General features: G+C 55.4%; 17 protein-coding genes and 1 riboswitch. Of the genes, 9 read left to right on the top strand and 8 right to left on the bottom strand.

All coding sequences use genetic code 11. From position 1 onward, the window contains the following. Nucleotides 1-10 precede the first annotated feature (10 nt). Genes K3757_RS11940 through K3757_RS11925 form a run of 4 tightly spaced genes read left to right on the top strand, consistent with a single transcriptional unit; the run spans nt 11 to nt 3,913 of the window. Nucleotides 11-1,327, top strand: coding sequence for an NAD(P)/FAD-dependent oxidoreductase (locus K3757_RS11940; protein WP_259995790.1), 1,317 nt, complete (start codon nt 11-13; stop codon nt 1,325-1,327). Continuing rightward, nucleotides 1,324-2,220, top strand: a complete 897-nt coding sequence (locus K3757_RS11935; protein WP_259995789.1) for a bile acid:sodium symporter family protein — start codon at nt 1,324-1,326, stop codon at nt 2,218-2,220. Before K3757_RS11940 ends, K3757_RS11935 begins: the two co-directional genes overlap by 4 nt. Then, on the top strand, nt 2,217-3,146 hold the full coding sequence (locus tag K3757_RS11930) for an SDR family oxidoreductase (protein WP_259995788.1): 930 nt from the start codon (nt 2,217-2,219) through the stop codon (nt 3,144-3,146). The genes K3757_RS11935 and K3757_RS11930 overlap by 4 nt, the downstream gene beginning before the upstream one ends. Beyond that, nucleotides 3,143-3,913: an SDR family oxidoreductase gene (locus tag K3757_RS11925; RefSeq protein ID WP_259995786.1), complete on the top strand. Its 771-nt coding sequence runs from the start codon at nt 3,143-3,145 to the stop codon at nt 3,911-3,913. Before K3757_RS11930 ends, K3757_RS11925 begins: the two co-directional genes overlap by 4 nt. 25 nt (nt 3,914-3,938) lie before the next feature. On the opposite strand, the gene K3757_RS11920 is transcribed toward K3757_RS11925, so the two are convergent. After that, entirely contained in the window at nt 3,939-4,529 is a 591-nt protein-coding gene (locus K3757_RS11920) for a rhodanese-like domain-containing protein (RefSeq protein ID WP_259995783.1), read from the bottom strand. Nucleotides 4,530-4,668: 139 nt separating this feature from the next. Next, a complete protein-coding gene (locus tag K3757_RS11915; RefSeq protein WP_259995782.1) occupies nt 4,669-4,971 on the bottom strand; it encodes a hypothetical protein in 303 nt (100 codons plus the stop codon). Between the two features lie 213 nt (nt 4,972-5,184). Here K3757_RS11915 and K3757_RS11910 point away from each other — a divergent pair, with 213 nt between their 5' ends. Continuing rightward, nucleotides 5,185-6,972: a histidine kinase N-terminal 7TM domain-containing protein gene (locus K3757_RS11910; RefSeq protein WP_259995781.1), complete on the top strand. Its 1,788-nt coding sequence runs from the start codon at nt 5,185-5,187 to the stop codon at nt 6,970-6,972. 120 nt (nt 6,973-7,092) lie between these two features. Here the strand turns inward: K3757_RS11910 and K3757_RS11905 are convergent, their stop codons facing one another. From K3757_RS11905 to K3757_RS11885, 5 genes are all read right to left on the bottom strand, one after another. Beyond that, nucleotides 7,093-8,493, bottom strand: coding sequence for a cell wall metabolism sensor histidine kinase WalK (locus K3757_RS11905; protein WP_259995780.1), 1,401 nt, complete (start codon nt 8,491-8,493; stop codon nt 7,093-7,095). A 515-nt stretch (nt 8,494-9,008) separates the two neighbouring features. Further along, entirely contained in the window at nt 9,009-9,986 is a 978-nt protein-coding gene (locus K3757_RS11900) for an ABC transporter substrate-binding protein (protein ID WP_259995779.1), read from the bottom strand. Then, nucleotides 9,983-10,723, bottom strand: coding sequence for an ABC transporter ATP-binding protein (locus tag K3757_RS11895; protein ID WP_259995777.1), 741 nt, complete (start codon nt 10,721-10,723; stop codon nt 9,983-9,985). The genes K3757_RS11900 and K3757_RS11895 overlap by 4 nt, the downstream gene beginning before the upstream one ends. Then, nucleotides 10,716-11,432, bottom strand: a complete 717-nt coding sequence (locus K3757_RS11890; RefSeq protein WP_259995775.1) for an ABC transporter permease — start codon at nt 11,430-11,432, stop codon at nt 10,716-10,718. Before K3757_RS11890 ends, K3757_RS11895 begins: the two co-directional genes overlap by 8 nt. Before the next feature lie 88 nt (nt 11,433-11,520). After that, nucleotides 11,521-12,114 carry a Ykof family thiamine-binding protein gene (locus K3757_RS11885; RefSeq protein ID WP_259995773.1) on the bottom strand — a complete coding sequence of 198 codons (594 nt, stop codon included), beginning with the start codon at nt 12,112-12,114 and terminating at the stop codon, nt 11,521-11,523. Nucleotides 12,115-12,124: 10 nt separating this feature from the next. Next, a riboswitch (TPP riboswitch) is annotated at nt 12,125-12,230 on the bottom strand. A gap of 484 nt (nt 12,231-12,714) precedes the next feature. On the opposite strand from K3757_RS11885, the gene dusA reads away from it, so the two are divergent. From dusA to K3757_RS11865, 4 genes are all read left to right on the top strand, one after another. Continuing rightward, entirely contained in the window at nt 12,715-13,737 is a 1,023-nt protein-coding gene (dusA, locus tag K3757_RS11880) for a tRNA dihydrouridine(20/20a) synthase DusA (RefSeq protein ID WP_259995772.1), read from the top strand. Nucleotides 13,738-13,777: 40 nt separating this feature from the next. Continuing rightward, nucleotides 13,778-14,602 carry a sulfite exporter TauE/SafE family protein gene (locus K3757_RS11875; RefSeq protein WP_259995771.1) on the top strand — a complete coding sequence of 275 codons (825 nt, stop codon included), beginning with the start codon at nt 13,778-13,780 and terminating at the stop codon, nt 14,600-14,602. Continuing rightward, nucleotides 14,599-15,366: a hypothetical protein gene (locus K3757_RS11870; RefSeq protein WP_259995770.1), complete on the top strand. Its 768-nt coding sequence runs from the start codon at nt 14,599-14,601 to the stop codon at nt 15,364-15,366. Before K3757_RS11875 ends, K3757_RS11870 begins: the two co-directional genes overlap by 4 nt. A 178-nt stretch (nt 15,367-15,544) precedes the next feature. Beyond that, nucleotides 15,545-15,775, top strand: coding sequence for a hypothetical protein (locus tag K3757_RS11865; RefSeq protein WP_259995769.1), 231 nt, complete (start codon nt 15,545-15,547; stop codon nt 15,773-15,775). 2 nt (nt 15,776-15,777) lie between these two features. Here K3757_RS11865 and K3757_RS11860 read toward each other — a convergent pair whose 3' ends face one another. Then, nucleotides 15,778-16,014 (bottom strand): DUF1289 domain-containing protein, encoded by a 237-nt coding sequence (locus tag K3757_RS11860; RefSeq protein ID WP_259995768.1) that lies wholly within the window; start codon nt 16,012-16,014, stop codon nt 15,778-15,780. Between the last annotated feature and the right edge of the window lie 2 nt (nt 16,015-16,016).

Here is a 16,016-nt window from a genome sequence, read left to right as displayed (position 1 = left end):
GGAGGACGCGATGGGAAATGCGCATAACCGACTTGCCTTGATCGGGGCGGGTCCAATGGGGTTGGCCGCGGCAAAGTTGCTGGTCGAGCAGGGGATAGACTTTCAGGGATTCGAGTTGAATTCGGATGTGGGCGGTTTGTGGGACATCGACGGACCACGCTCGACCATGTACGAAACAGCGCATCTGATTTCGTCCAAAAAGATGACCGAGTTCACGGATTTCCCGATGCGCGAAGAGGTGGCGGAATACCCGTCCCACCGCGAAATGAAGACTTACTTCCAAGAGTTTGCCCTGCATTTCGATCTGGCCAAGCACTACAACTTCGGCGCCGAAGTTCTGTCATGTTTACCGATGGGCGGCTCCGGTGACGGGTGGCAGATCACATGGCGCGATGATCTGGGCGAGCATCAGGAAAATTTTGCCGGACTTCTGATCGCCAATGGCACGCTTAGCACGCCGAATATGCCGTCTTTCAAAGGTGAATTCAGCGGAGAGCTGGTTCATTCGTCACAATACCGCTACCCAAGCCAGTTTAGTGGCAAGCGTGTCCTTATCGTCGGCGCCGGCAATTCCGGCTGCGACATTGCTGTGGACGCAATCCACCACGGTACATCAACGGATCTGTCGATGCGGCGCGGGTATTACTTTGTGCCGAAGTACGTGTTTGGCAAACCGGCTGACACGATGGGCGGTGCAATTAAACTGCCCATGGCGCTGAAGCGGATCGTGGATGGTGCAATCCTCAAATGGTTCGTGGGCAACCCGCAGAAATACGGGTTCCCCAAACCGGACTACAAGCTGTACGAAAGTCATCCGGTGGTGAATTCGCTGGTTCTTTATCATGCGGGTCACGGCGATATCAAAATACAGCCCGACATTGACCGGCTCGATGGCAAATCGGTGCATTTCAAGGATGGAACGTCCAAGGATTACGACATGATCCTTGCGGCAACTGGCTACAAGCTGGACTATCCGTTCATCGAAAACGCACATCTTAACTGGCAGGGCGACGCACCGCATCTTTATCTGAATTGCATGCATCCGGAACGGGACGATTTGTTTGTGCTGGGCATGGTTGAGGCATCTGGTCTTGGCTGGCAGGGCAGGCATGAGCAGGCGGAAATGGTGGTGCGCTATATCAAGGGGCTGCGCGAAGGAACGGACAGCGCCCTCGCATTGCAAAAAACCAAGGCGCAAGGCTTTGATCGCGCGACGGGGGGCATGGACTATATCGATCTGCCGCGCATGGCCTACTATGTTGATAAGGCGACATACCGCAAAGCAGTAACGCAATGGATCGGCAAGCTGGAAGGGAAGCAGGCATGATAGACGATGCCGCACTCCAGTTTTCTGCCGGGTCGCTGACCCTACTTAATGCAATCCTTGCGGTGGTAATGTTTTCCATCGCGATAGATCTCAACCCTCGCGATTTCAAATTGCTGGCAAGATCGCCCAAGCCGTTGCTTGCCGGGTTGATCTCACAGTTTGTTGTGCTGCCCGTACTGACATTCCTACTTGTCCTTGTGGCGCAGCCACAGGCGTCTGTCGCTTTGGGGCTGATATTGGTGGCGGCCTGTCCGGGGGGTAACATCTCCAATTTTATCACCCACCGTGCGGGTGGAAATGCGGCGCTGTCGGTGTCCATGACAGCCTTCGCGACCGTTGCTGCGATTGTGCTGACACCGCTGAATATCGCGTTCTGGGGAAGCCTGTATGCGCCTTCCGCCAAAATTCTGCGGTCCACAGCAATTGATCCTGTCAGTATTGCGATCACTGTCAGCCTGATGCTGATCCTGCCCCTTGTTCTTGGCGTGACATTGAATGCCCACCGCCCAGAACTGACGCGCATACTGCGCCAGCCGTTGCAGTGGCTGTCGATGGGGGTTTTTATTGCCTTCGTCGTCATTGCGCTTGCCGCAAACTGGGCTTTGTTTCTGGCCTTTGCCGGAGGCATTGCGGGTTTGGTCATCGTGCACAACGCGCTTGGTTTTGCCGGAGGCTACGCTACCGCGACCCTTGCAGGGTTGTCGCCTTTTGACCGCAGGGCCGTGACCATCGAGACAGGAATACAGAATTCCGGTCTGGGTCTGGTGTTGATCTTCGGCTTCTTCGGAGGACTTGGGGGGATGGCGGTGGTGGCTGCCTTTTGGGGTATTTGGCATGCCATTTCGGGTTTGACGCTGGCCAGTCTGATGTCCAGAACGGAGGCTGCGCGATGACCCGAATACTGATTACTGGTGGGGCAGGAATGGTCGGTCTGGCACTTGCTGATGCGCTGCCGTCCCGCGACATTGTGGTAACAGATCTGGCGCGGGCGGGGTTGCCGGAGCAGGTGTCGTTCCAGCGCATGGATGTTACGGGCAGTGACCCCGATACCATCATCGCAAAGGTGCAGCCGGAAGTCGTCGTGCATCTTGCCTCCATCGTGACCCCGCCGCAGGGCATGACCCGTGAACAGGCCTTTGCCGTGGATGTCACTGGTACGCGCAACGTGCTGGATGCATGTCTCAAGCACGGCGTCAGAAGACTTGTCGTGACAAGCTCGGGCGCGGCGTATGGCTATCACAAGGACAATCCTGTTCCGCTTGCCGAAGATGCACCTTGCCGGGGAAACCCCGAATTTCCCTATGCAGACCACAAGCGTCAGGTCGAGGAACTGTTGGCCGCTGCGCGCGAACAACATCCCGAGCTTGAGCAGGTGGTTTTGCGCATCGGTACCGTTTTGGGGGCCGGGACCGACAATCAGATCACGGACCTTTTCCGCCGCAAAAGGCTGCTGGCGATCAGAGGCAGCGACAGTCCGTTCGTCTTTATCTGGACCCACGATCTGGCACGTATCGTCAAGCGCGCGGCAACGGATGGTCCGGCGGGCATCTATAACGTAGCAGGCGACGGATGGCTCTCTCTCGATGAGTTGGCGAAGAAGCTGCGCAAACCGGTTTTGCGCCTGCCTGCGTGGGGGGTGAAAGCTGCGTTGGCCGTGGCACGGCCGCTGGGCCTGTCGCAATACGGACCGGAACAGGTCCGGTTCCTGCAATATCGCCCTGTACTGGACAATGGCAGGCTGAAGTCTGTGTTCGGTTATACACCAGATTTAACCTCTTCCGAGGTGTTCGATCTATGGCAACGTGAGGCAGGGCTATGAAGACCGCAGTAATCTCTGGTGGGAATGGTGGCTTGGGGCGTGCGTTGGCCGCGCAGCTTGAAGCGCAGGGCTGGCATTGTGTCCTGATGGACGTGAATATAGCGGGGCTCAAACCATCCAAGAGCCGCACACCGGTTGCTTTGGACCTGACGGACAATGCAGCGCTTGAACGCGCGGCGGCAGAAATCATCGCAGCAAGGCCGTCTATCGATATGGTGATCTATAATGCCGGCGTTTCACAGATCGCCTCATTCGAGGAAACCGATGCGGATAGCCATAGGCAGGTTTTCGAGATCAATTATTTTGCTGCAGTGGAAATGGCGCGGGCCTTTCTGCAGCCGATCCGCAGCAGCGGGGGCACGCATCTGGCGATCTCTTCGGTTGCTGGATTTGCACCACTGCACGGGCGTACTGCCTATGCTGCTTCGAAACATGCGCTACAGGGGTTCTTTTCGTCGCTCCGCTCAGAAGAAGCAGCCTTTGGCGTCAGCTGCCTGATTGCTGCGCCCAGCTTTGTTGCCACAAATATCGGGAATGCCGAACGTCGTGACGACGGAATTCTGCGGCCAGGGGCCGCGGCAGACGGAATAGACTATATGTCGCCCGAAGCGGCCGCCAAAGTAATCTTGCGTGGCGTTTGGAAGCGGCGGGAATTCATACCGGTGGGCCGAGTGGCGTGGCTTGCGTCATGGCTGATGCGGTTGTCACCAGAGCTCTACCAGCGGTCCATGCTGCGCAATTTGCGCGCGAACAATCCGGAAAACTAGACGGCCAAGATACCTGTAGCGTACGCTATTCGCCGCCGCTCACAGTGAGGCCAAGCAGCCGCCATGTCTGCATGCCGCCGCGATAATAGAAAATGCGGTTTGCTGGGTAGCCCGCCTTGACCATGTTACGGATCGCGCTGGGCGATTGACCGCACCAGACTCCGTTGCAAAATAGCGCGACAGGCTTTGCTTCTGTACAGTCCCAGCCGTCGAAATCAGGCTCGCAGCCCAACTGGGCAAGTTCGTCCACAACGTAGGTGTAGGGGATGTTGATCGCACCGGGTATCGTGCCGCTGGCAAACCAGTCAGGCGTACGGCTGTCTAGCACCACAGCCTGCGGGTTCTGCAGCATTTCGATCAGCTCCAGCTCTCCGATGGTTGTAACCCCTTCAGCAGGGGTATGTGGTTGAATGCAGAAATCGGGGCAGGGTCGGGAGGTCAGCGCCCAGTCACCGCTTATCCGGTTTTTGGTGTCCTGAATCCTGCTGATATCTACCATGCCGCTTTCGGTTGGCACGCTGACCGAGGGCATGTCCTTGGTGATATTGACATCAGACTGAGCTGCCGCAGTCCCGGCGAGGAGCGTCAGCGCGATTGCCCAAACGAAATTATTCATAACTTGATCCTCCAGAGTGTATCCGCAGCAATATCTATAGCTTAGCCTTTAGACCGTCTTCCGTCACGAAGTTTCACCTGATCTTCAGGTGGCGTACAGCCACTGTAGAATTGGGCAAACTTGTGACTGTGCCGAAGGTTCAATCACTCTCGATCTCGTTTTGAACCACCACGGGCGTTTCAAAATACTGAAAGCGGGGAGAGCTGCCAAAAGTTTCGGTCACCCGGATGCAAAACGCGTCTCCGTGGGCCTCCTGCGCGTCTTCGACACTGTCCCAAGTGTAAACTCCGCCTGCGATTCCAGCCTCCGGATCATAAAGGTAGTTCTTGCGGTGCAGTTTTGGGTGCTCTCGCCAGATTTTGGCGCTTTCCTCGAAAAGCGCTACGACGCGCTCGCGATCCATTTCTTTTAGAATATCAAAAGTTACGATCTCGGTGATCATTTGGGCCTCCCTTTCTAGGGCTAGGATGACACGCAGCTTCGCGCAGTACCAGCCGCGAGACCCCGTGATTGGCCAGCGGGACAGGGCAGGTAAGGGGGTAAGCTCGAAAGGATGCTCTGCTTAAAGCCCAGAATTCACACACTCCGGTCCAAATTCGGACACATCCATATGGTGATACCTATCAGCGGAGAATGGACCTCAGGTGAAGCAAAGATGACATGTTTTGAAGGAGTTGCGGGGCACCCGGTTTTCTGGTTCGTGATCGTCGTCAGCGCGGCAGCTGCTCTTGTCTTGCTTTGGGTGCTGAAATTCCAGAGGTTCAACGGAAAGACAGATTACACGCTCACCTTCGTCGCGACAATTTGGACTTTGATGATGGTCGGGTTGGAGGCTGCATCAAGCACCTTTTCCTGCCAATACCAATGGGCGGTCATGGCTTGGATCGGGCATGCTTTGCTGCCGATTGCCTGGTGTTATTTTATATTTGCCTACGTCGGCCATGCGGCATGGCTTAAGAAGCGTAGCGTTCGCGCAGCGCAGGTTATTATCCCGATAGCGATCTTTGCTTTTGCGTCTACGAACCCGTGGCACCACCTTGTCTATACGGAGGCTTCGGCTATTCCTTTGGGCAAGGATCATATAAGGTACGTTCACGGCGCAGGTTTCTATCTGGTCATTGCAGTCCTGTACTCATTCGTCGCGGCGACACTGTTTTGTCTTGCCAGTGCCTTCACCAAAGAAAATCGGACGGCGTGGCCATTGCTGGGTTTGCTGGTCGCAATTACCGTCACGCCCCTTGCTACGAATGCAGCTTACGTCGTTTTCGGCTTTACGGTCTTTGGTCTGGATCCGACGGCCTTTATGTTCACGCTTGGGACTCTGGGCTTCACGTGGATTCTGGCTACGAACAAGACGCTGGATATGGCGTTTGCCGGTCAGTCCGTATTGGCAAATACGATGAGTGAACCAGTCATCATGATCGACAGGCACCGGAAGATAGTTCTAAAAAATGCGGCTGCCAAGAGTGTGGCGTTTAGGCAGAGTTCTGCAACATTTCTGAGTGACATAAGCGCACATATCGAGACGCTCAGCGCACTGGAAACAATTCCTCACCTCAACATCAATCACCGGATATATGAGCCGCGGATTCGGGAGATAGAGAACCCGCTTGACCCATCGGACGCCATTCTGGGGTGGAGCATCACTTTTGTTGATATCACAGATCGCATCGGCATAAGCGGGGCATTGGAAGACGCGCTGAAGCGGGCGGATGAGGCCAACCGTGCAAAAGACGAATTTATTTCGGTTGTCAGTCACGAATTGCGCACACCCTTGACGTCGCTTATCGGTGGCTTGGCGCTTGCACGGAGTGGTCGCCTGGGGGATGTCGCCGATCCGGTTCAATCGGTGCTCGACATCGCGCATCGAAACGGAATCCGCTTGTCGCGACTGGTCGATAACATTCTGTTGGCCCAGAAGATCGACATCAATGCATTGAATTTGGATAACCGGCCAGTCGATCTTGGCCAACTCCTCGAAGAGAGCTTTAAAGAGAACGAAATGTTTGCCTCCGAGAGGGGCGTGCGGCTTGTTCTCGGGGACGTTGTACGTGCTCCGCTCATCACCGGTGACGCCTTTGCCATGCGTCAGATCATCGACAATCTGGTTTCGAACGCCATCAAGTTTTCTTTTGAAAATGGTATCGTTGAAGGCACGTTCAAGATTTTGAATGGGCAGGCACAGCTTGCAGTTACAAACACTGGACACGGTATTCCTGAGGGAATGGACGGTCAGGTGTTCGGTCGCTTCGAGCAGATTGAGAACGGCGCCCAAGGCTCCACGCAAGGGTCGGGGCTGGGTCTGCATATTTCAAAGAAGTTGGCCGGTCAGATGTCAGGCGACATCTTTTACGAAAGTGAAATGGGTGTCTCTACAACGTTTTACGTCACCTTCCCCGTGGTCGCCCAACAACAGGTCGAGCGGCAGCTGATCGCAAGCTGACGCAGTATCACTTTCTGATGGGTGGCAAGCAAGCAGTGCTGGCTGAATGACCGACTGTCTAAAGGCTAGGATGACGTCTTCTTGGATTATCACACCCGTCAGCCATGCATACCCTTTCCATCAGGCTGATACTGCCGACAACTGTGGGTGGCTTACCTGCGGGGCTTCGGCTCTTTTCAGTTCGATCGAGAATGTCGTTCCGACCCCAAGTTGGCTTGTATAGCGAATCTCACCATCATGCGCTTCGATGATGCGTTTAGAAATGCTAAGGCCAAGTCCCGTTCCTTGAAACTTGCGCCCATCGCCTGAATCCAACTGCGAAAATTCCGCGAAAACCAACTCCTCTGAATTAGCCGGTATGCCTACGCCCTCGTCGCGGACGGATAGGGTGACCGCATCGTCACTTTTATCCATCGAGATGGTGATGGTCCCACATCGTTCAGAGAATTTCGCAGCGTTGGACAGCAAGTTCATAAGAACCTGATCAATCCGCTTTCTGTCTGCGCAAACCCAATAATCACCGGGGCAATATTGAGTTCGCACCGAAACATTCATTTTTGCGGCATGGGGCTGAAAACGCTCCAATGCTTCTTCGACGAGTTCACACAGATCCAATTTCCTAAAATCAAACTTGATTTTGCCAATGTCGGAAGACTGAAGAAACAACAGGTCGTCAACGAGGTCTTTGAGCTTGTTGGTGTTGCGTGAAGCGATCTCAAGAAGATTGCCCATTTTTTCTGGCGGCTGCCCAAGTGAGCCGGAGTTTATCAGATCGAAAGCGCCCTTGATGGAGGTCAGCGGCGTGCGCAGTTCGTGGTTTACAGTCGCAAGAAAACGGGTTTTTGCATCGAGCGCTGCTTTGGTGCGTTTGTGCTCTTCTTCCAACTTCTCCCGAATTCTTAGATCACGGGAGTATCCGGACAGAAAATTCCTACCCAGCTCCATGATGAATCCCAACACGAAAATTATCGTGAAAAAATTGACCCACATATCCGAAGACAGAGGGGGGCGTACCATCCAGAGATCCCGGATCGGAATGAAAAGAATGGTCAAAATATAGATGCATAGACGCATCCCAAGAACCGAACGGAATTGGTTGCTGTTCATCGCCGAAAAAATCGTGGCAGACACAAGCATGAACAGCGGCAGGAAATGGCCATTCCCTACGCCCTGTTGCCGCGCGAGGGAAATGCAGAAAAGGGAAATGGTGATTGAGCTAAAGAACGCACCAAGGTGAATGGCGATCATCGCGCTCTTGAAGTTCTTTTGCTTCCACCTTTTATGCTTAACAATCAAGTAGAAGACATAGCTGTCATAAATCTCGAATATGGCGACAGCGACAAAGAAAATGGCCGCAATAACGGGATCGTAGTAAGCGCCGGACAAAAGGATAGCGGCAGAGTAAATTACGACTCTTTGTACCAAAAGGTGTCTGCCAACATTTGCGTAATCCCTAAGGCGACGTCTTTTTTGCCATGGGATTCTGATGTTTTCGCTAGATGCAGGGCTGTCATTAACCATGTTCTATGAATCCAGTTTATCAGGATAGGGCCCGAAAAGGCACCAAGCTTATCTCCTGCGGTGAATTTGTTCTAACACGTGTGTTCCGCAGGACAACTTTGACGGGAAAATCCGGCAATATTGTGGTGCAGATGTGTTGCTTTGGCCAAAAATGAAAGGAACGTTAACATTAGTATCTGCCCTTAAAACTATGATCAAAGGCTAGATGTCGGCGGGTGGTGACATGGATTTTGAGGTCTGCTACCGAAAGATTTCAATAACATGGAAGCAACTTTAGGTTGCGTTTGCTGCTTTTTATCAGCCTGATGCATGCCGTTTCACGGCGCGTCAATCTTGCCCGCTTTTTCGCACTACAAAGTTCGATCAACGACCGCTTGGGGTTGGACCCAAAGGGCAGAGCAATTTCTTGATCTACATCCGGGGACGGACCCCCGAATGCAGTATTTCCATTCGCTGAATGAGGTCTCGATATCTCTGGGGGTGCGCCTGAACACCAAAGATACCAAGGCCCAATATCAGTCTTTCATCCAGCTTTGATCAAACCAGTCAGACACATCGCCCGGCCAGACAAGGGGCTGTCCATCAGAGCCGCGCAATACCCCGCTACCATAGAGAAATTTAGCCATGTTCCCCAAACGCTCTGCATCAATCCGGCCGACTGTTGTGTTCCCGTCTGTTAAATATCCGCCCCGGTCGATGACTTGCATTGAACCGCGCACAAGGTCTTGATTTGGGAAGTCTCCGGCCTTGATCAAAATATCGGCAGCAGCCTGTGGGTTCTTGGCCGCCCATGTGTACCCTTTCGACGTCGCCTCCATAAAGGCATGCACGGTATCCGGATCGCTCTGGAGCATAGAGGTCTGGGCGCCGATGTAGCCCCCTTGTGGTTCGGGCACGCCGTAATCTGCATAGATGAAATGTGACTGATTGCGGCCCAGAAGTTCGCTGTTCACGCCTTCCCATGTTGCTACCTCCAGCGTGAAATCCACAGCACCGCTGGCAAGGGCTTCATAGGCTCCGGTACCCAGCGTTACGGTGTCATAGTCAGCCGTGCCGCCGTCGTTCTCTATCATGGTGGAGATCAACGCATCTTCCCACGCACTGCCAAATCCGGCGTATGTCTTGCCCTCCAGATCCGCCGGGCGCGTGATCCCGTCATTGTCGCTATTGTAGACCAGTCGTCCGGCTTCGCGCTGCATCGTGACCCAGAGTGCGGTGATGTCTGCACCGGCCGCCTTGGTGCTCATGAAACCGAGAGCAGTCATATAGGCGAAATCGACGGCTCCGGCAGCCAGCAGCGCGGTAGACGCACTTTCTGAATAGGGGAGGATATCAACCTCCAGTCCGGCGTCTGCGAAATATCCGTTCTCGCGTGCGACGATGAGCCCGATGTGGTTCGTGTTCAGCGTCCAGTCAAGGGCGATGCTTACCTCTTCTGCAAGGGCTGAATGGGACGTGAGGCAGGCGGCAACAGTAAGGGCGGCAATCTTCATGGTGTGTCCTTTAATAACATGGATTTGAGCGACGAACGGATATTGGCCAGCGTGGCCTCATTACGGTCGGCGCGGGGGATAGTGATTGGAATATCGGCACAGATGCGACCCGGGTTTCCCGCCATAACGAGCACGTGGTCAGCCATCTGGGTGGCCTCATATAGGTCATGTGTGACCATCAGAACCGACCGCGGCCGGTCTGAAAGGCGGTCGATGAGCCAGTCCTGCATCCGCAGGCGTGTCACCGCATCCAGCGCCGAGAAGGGCTCGTCGAGCAACAGCACGCGGGCCTCCTGAACGATGGTGCGTAGAAAGGCAGCCCTTTGTCGCATTCCGCCGGACAACTGATCGGGAAAATTGTCCTCGTGACCGTCCAGCCCGAAATCATGGAACAGGCTGCGCACCTTTTCACGAGCGGCCCGTTTTTGATGCCCCCTGACCTCTAGGCCAAGGCAGGCGTTCTCAACGATTGTGAGCCATGGAAACAGCGTATCTTGCTGGGGTTGATAGGCAATGTCCCTTTGCGGCAGTGTCTGGAGATTGCCATCGATATATGCGCTTCCCTGCGCCCGTAATTCGGAGGCCAGAACGCCGGCCAGCCATTTCACAACCGAGCTTTTGCCGCAGCCTGATGGGCCAATGATGCATGTCAGGCGACCCTCGGCCAGATCGAATGACAGGTCGCTAACCAGCGTGGTGCGTCCGGCTCGAATGGTAAGTGCCTGCACCTCAAGCATCGGTATTCCTCCGAAACCGATTGCCCGTTGCCCGCTCAATCCCACGGATCAGCGTCAGAAAAGCAAGGGTAAGAACGGCTGAAACAAGGACAGCCGACAGCACAAGGTCGGCGCGAAAATTGTTCTTTGCCGAGAGGATGTAGATGCCAAGCCCCCGCCGCGCGCCTGCATATTCAGCAAAGATGGTCGCAACGATGGCGTAAGTCGCAGAGATCTTCAGGCCCGCGAAGAAATGCGCGCGCGCCGAAGGCAAGGTGGCGCGGCGATAAACGGCCCATTTACTTGCGCCCATCGAAACCAGCTGGTCGCGAAACGCACGCGGCATGCTTGCATATCCAGCCATGAGGCTGACCACCATAGGAAAGAAGGTGACAAGGATCACCAAGAGAACCTTTGGCAACAAGCCGAAGCCGAACCACAGCACCATAAGAGGCGCGAGCGCTACAATGGGCACGGTCTGGCTGGCCACAAGAAGTGGCATCATGCCCCGACGCAGCCAACCGGAAAAATAAAGCAGGATGGACACCAGAAAAGCAAACGTCACCGACAGGCTGAAGCCCAAAGTGGCGACACTCAGGGTTGCCACTGCGTGTTTTCCGATCGCGGATCGTTCAATCCATAGACCGTTCAGCACATCCCGCGGTGCGGGCAGCACCAGCGGTGAGGCGTCCGACAGCGCCACATAGCCTTCCCATCCTGCGATAAACACGCAGGTCAGCAAAAGGGCCGGAAAAATATTCCTGAAATACACCATAACGCGCAAGACGCGGGCGGCATTGGCCCGCGCAGATGCGACCTTAGCCGAGGCTAGGGCTGTTGGCGGACGCGGTCAGGTCAATCGTCACGTGACCTTCAGCCGGACCAAAGCGCAGAAAAGCCTGACGCAGTGTTTCGAACACAGCGCCCGCATCGCCGCGCAAGCGGGTGCAGAAATTCTTGGATTTCAGGAACGTGCCGCTGCTTTTCAGGAACTCGATGCAGCCGTATATCTCTTCCATGTGATCGCCTGATCCCATGACATAAAGCGAAAACTGCACATCAATGAGGACGCCGGATGTGTGCGCATCCTTAACGGCCTCTGTTGCCAGTTCTTGCCGTTCAGCCAGCGTCTGATCCTGCGCGCGCTCCAGCGCTTCGCACCGGCAGCTGGGGTCATCGGGTTCGCCGGGGCATCCGCGCGACAGGGTCACGTGCATCGTCACATGCTCGGGCCGCTTGGCCGAGGCCTCAAAAAGATCGCGGATTGCGTCGAACAACGGCTCCGGTGCACCGACCACGAGCGTCGACATATCGTCTGTCTCGATCCTCAGGTCTTTTTCGTAAGGTTTCAGGGCGTGTAGCCCACTGGTGATGACGCCCAAAAAGTCGGACGTCATGGGATAAAGGGACACTTGCGCGCCTATGAACATGATAGCACCTCACTCCGCTGGTATTACCCAGATCAGCTAAAAAGGGTTCACGCTCTGCGCGCATCTCAGCTCCTGTCGGAGCACCCCCGGTTATGTGACCTCAACCTTGTCCAGGCGATTGAACATGTCAACCCGCCTTCGCAGTGTCATATTGCATAGCGCGTGTACCGAATAACTAACGGGAGCGGTGGTGAAGTTAATTAGCGATTTAAATTGGGTAATTTGCAGAAAGTTTCCCGAGAGCCCTAACATATCTACACAGAAAAGGACTTGTTTCCTCTTCATTCTGTTTGGGGGCAATCAACCCCGATTGAATTTTAGCCAGAGTGTCGTCACGCCATTTCATGGCCGCTTCAAGAGTTGAAAAAGTCCTGCCTGCGCTGACGGACCTTTGATCTTTTTCGAAGTTCAGGCCTGAAATGGGCGGAATGTGTTTCAGGTGGGCCCCTCACTTGGGGATGCAGTCCTTGCAAAAAGCTGCTACTCGGCAGCAAGCATTCTCGGAAAACCCCCGGAAACCACCGTAAATCGGGGTAAGCCACAGGAAATGCGGCAAAGTAACGAAACCTCGGAATTCCTGTTATGTATCTGAATTCAAGTGTAAAATCAGCCGCCCGTCTAAGCGTGGCGCCGATGATGGATTGGACCGACAGACACTGCCGCTACATGCACCGGCTGATGAGCGCGCATACGCTGCTTTATACCGAAATGGTGACGTCGCCAGCTTTGGTCCGCGGGCACGCGCTGCATTTGCTGGACCATCATCGCTCCGAACACCCTGTGGCGCTGCAATTGGGTGGTTCTGATCCCGATGAACTGGCCGAGGCAGCACGGTTGGGTGAGCAAGCGGGTTATGACGAGATCAACCTGAATGTGGGGTGCCCCTCTGACAGGGTGCAATCGGGCGCATTCGGGGCGGTTTTGATGAAAGATCCCGCGTTGGTTGCCCGGTGTGTGGCGGCCATGCGGCGGGCTGTGGCTGTAGAAGTCACGGTAAAGTGCCGTATCGGTGTGGATGATCAAAATCCGGAAGAAGTCCTGCCGGAATTCCTTAGCCGACTTGTTGGCGCCGGAATAGAGCGGGTGACGGTCCATGCACGCAAGGCTTGGCTGGACGGGTTAAGCCCAAAGGAAAATCGCGACATCCCGCCCTTGGATTATCCGTTGGTTCACAAGATGAAAGAACTTTTTCCCAACCTGCATATTTCGCTCAATGGCGGGATCACGACACTGGAAGCGGCTGAGGCTGCTCTGGACAACGGCATCGACGGTGTGATGATCGGCCGCGCGGCGTACCATCAACCAAGCGATATCCTGTGTCAGGCGGATCGGCGCATATTCGGCGACGGGAAGGATACGACCCCCGAAGCGATCGTAGGGTTGATGCTTCCTTATATTGAGGCGCATCTGGACGGGGGCGGGAAACTGTCACAGGTCACGCGGCATATGCTGGGGCTGTTTGCGGGCAGACCGGGCGCGCGCATTTGGCGGCGTGTGCTGTCAGAGGGCGCGCACCACACCGGTGCCGGCACTGCGCTTGTCAGTGAAGCTCTAAACCGGACGATGGAGCAAAGTGTTCTGGCAAGCCAGTCGCGCGCGGTGTAGCAACAAGGAAAATCCTTAGACGGCTGCGCAGGAGCTCAAGATGCCCGATACGTTATTGTTGATCCAAATGGCGGTGCTGCTGCTGGTAATTGGTGCCTTTGCCGGCGTGCTTGCAGGATTGCTTGGTGTCGGAGGGGGCATCGTATTGGTGCCAGCATTCTTCTATGCTTTCCAAACCCTTGGGTATGGTGGCGACCAGTTGATGCAGCTTTGTTTGGCGACCTCTTTGGCGACGATCATCGTCACCTCCGTGCGCTCTGTCTTGTCGCATAACAAGAAGGGGGCGGTCGACTGGGATATTCTGCGGAGCTGGGCGCCGGGCATTGTGATCGGTGCTGTGATCGGGATGTTCGCCGTTGCTGGGCTGCGTTCTTCTACATTACAGGCGATCTTTGGCGTGCTGGCGCTAATTGTTGGTCTGTATATGGGCTTCGGCCGGTCAGAATGGCGGCTGGGGCAGGCGATGCCACGCGGGATTGCCCGCGCAACACTGTCGCCGGGCGTTGGGTTTCTGTCTGTGCTTATGGGTATTGGCGGTGGCAGCTTTGGCGTCCCTTTGATGAGCCTTTACAATACGCCGATCCACCGCGCCGTTGCGACTGCGGCAGGTTTTGGTGTGTTGATCGCAGTGCCTTCGGTTATCGGCTTTTTGTTTGTCGAAATTGACCCCGCAACCCGTCCGCCATTCACGATTGGCGCGGTTAATCTGGTGGCGTTTGTGCTGGTGATTGCGATGACGCTGATAACCGCTCCGATGGGCGCGCGGTTGGCTCACGCGATGGATCCCAAGCCGCTTAAACGGGTGTTTGCAGTGTTTCTGGTTCTGGTTGCACTCAACATGCTACGCAAGGCCTTGATGGGGTGATCGGAGTGCGCGGGATTGGTCGGGACGGGTTTCGCGTCTTTGATTATGATCCGCGTACAGCGCGCTGGGCACGTGCTGCGCTAGAGCGCGCGCGAGATGTTGCTGCCCAAGAAGCACTGAGAGGGCCGGATAATCTACGGCACGGAAGGACGTGGTTTGTTGGTGTCGATGCGCTGCCAAACCATGCTGATGGCAGTATTGCAGGCGTTCCGCTGGAAGGGCCGTGGAAAGAGCATGTGCCGCAGTTGCCCCTGCATCCTGCGCAGCTGTCGATTATCTATCAAGGCTACCCGCAACAGGATCGGCATGAAAGCGATTCAAACCACCGCTTCCGCCGCGCCCGCGCCGCGGCGCATGTGGATGGCCTGTTGCCCATCGGTCCGGAACGGCGCCGCTTTGCCCGAGAGTATCACGCATACATCCTTTCCCTGCCACTGAATGATGTCGCGGCATCCCCGACGGTCGTTTGGCCGAAAAGCCAGCTGATCATGCAGAACGCCTTGCGCCATGCATTTGCGGGGCGGCCTCCGTCAGATGTGGACATCACCGAAGTCTACGCTGCGGCGCGCAAGCGGGTATTCGATGAAATCAGCCCTGTTCCGTTAATCCTGCGCCCGGGTCAAAGCGCACTTCTGCACCCTTTTGTGTTGCATGGCACGCAGGCCTGGGCAGACGAGACCGATACATCGGGCGAAGGCCGCGTGATTGCGTTCTTCCGCCCGGAATGTGCGGGTGGTGCGCAAGAGTGGCTGGCAACGCAGTGATACCTTTTTAGGCTCAACATCAGGTTTTTCTGAAAAGATGTCGCGGCGATGATGTCACTGTTTCACATCAGCAAATAATTAACTCTTAATTGCCATATTGTAGCCCAACATGATTGGGATGTATGTTTTCAGTAAGAGCCCCCGTTCAAGAGGGGCATGACAAATCAAGGGGCATCGAATGAAACAGATTATGACAGGACCGTTGGGGCGCATAGCGTACCATGACGCTTCCAGAACAGGCTCCGGGCAGTATCCTGCACTGAATTTGCCCGACCAGAATTTCGCGCGGGGTGATCTGCTGGTCGCTGCAAACGAACCTTATGCACCAAATGTGATTGGCCTTCCGCGCCAGACGCGCAGCCGCGCGGCCCTTGCGATGTTCGGAACACCGGAAAAGCGCGAAAACTAATCCTAGCTGTCGCGCGCAAGTCGCGCAGCACGGCCGCCGCGCCGTTTTGTAAACGCACCCGCCCTCGCTGGCAGCTCTGCCATCACAGCGCGTCGTGCTTCTGGTGTCATCCTTGACCATGCCCCGATTTCATCAATCGACCTAAGGCAGCCGGTACACAGACGGCTTTCGGGATGTACCACGCAAATCTTGATGCAGGGGCTTTCGACCTCGGCGCGCTTCCAGATTTCATCACTCATGG

It is taken from the genome of Sulfitobacter sp. S223, from assembly GCF_025143825.1.
Lineage (GTDB): Bacteria > Pseudomonadota > Alphaproteobacteria > Rhodobacterales > Rhodobacteraceae > Sulfitobacter.
This window is presented reverse-complemented; position numbering and strand designations above follow the sequence as displayed.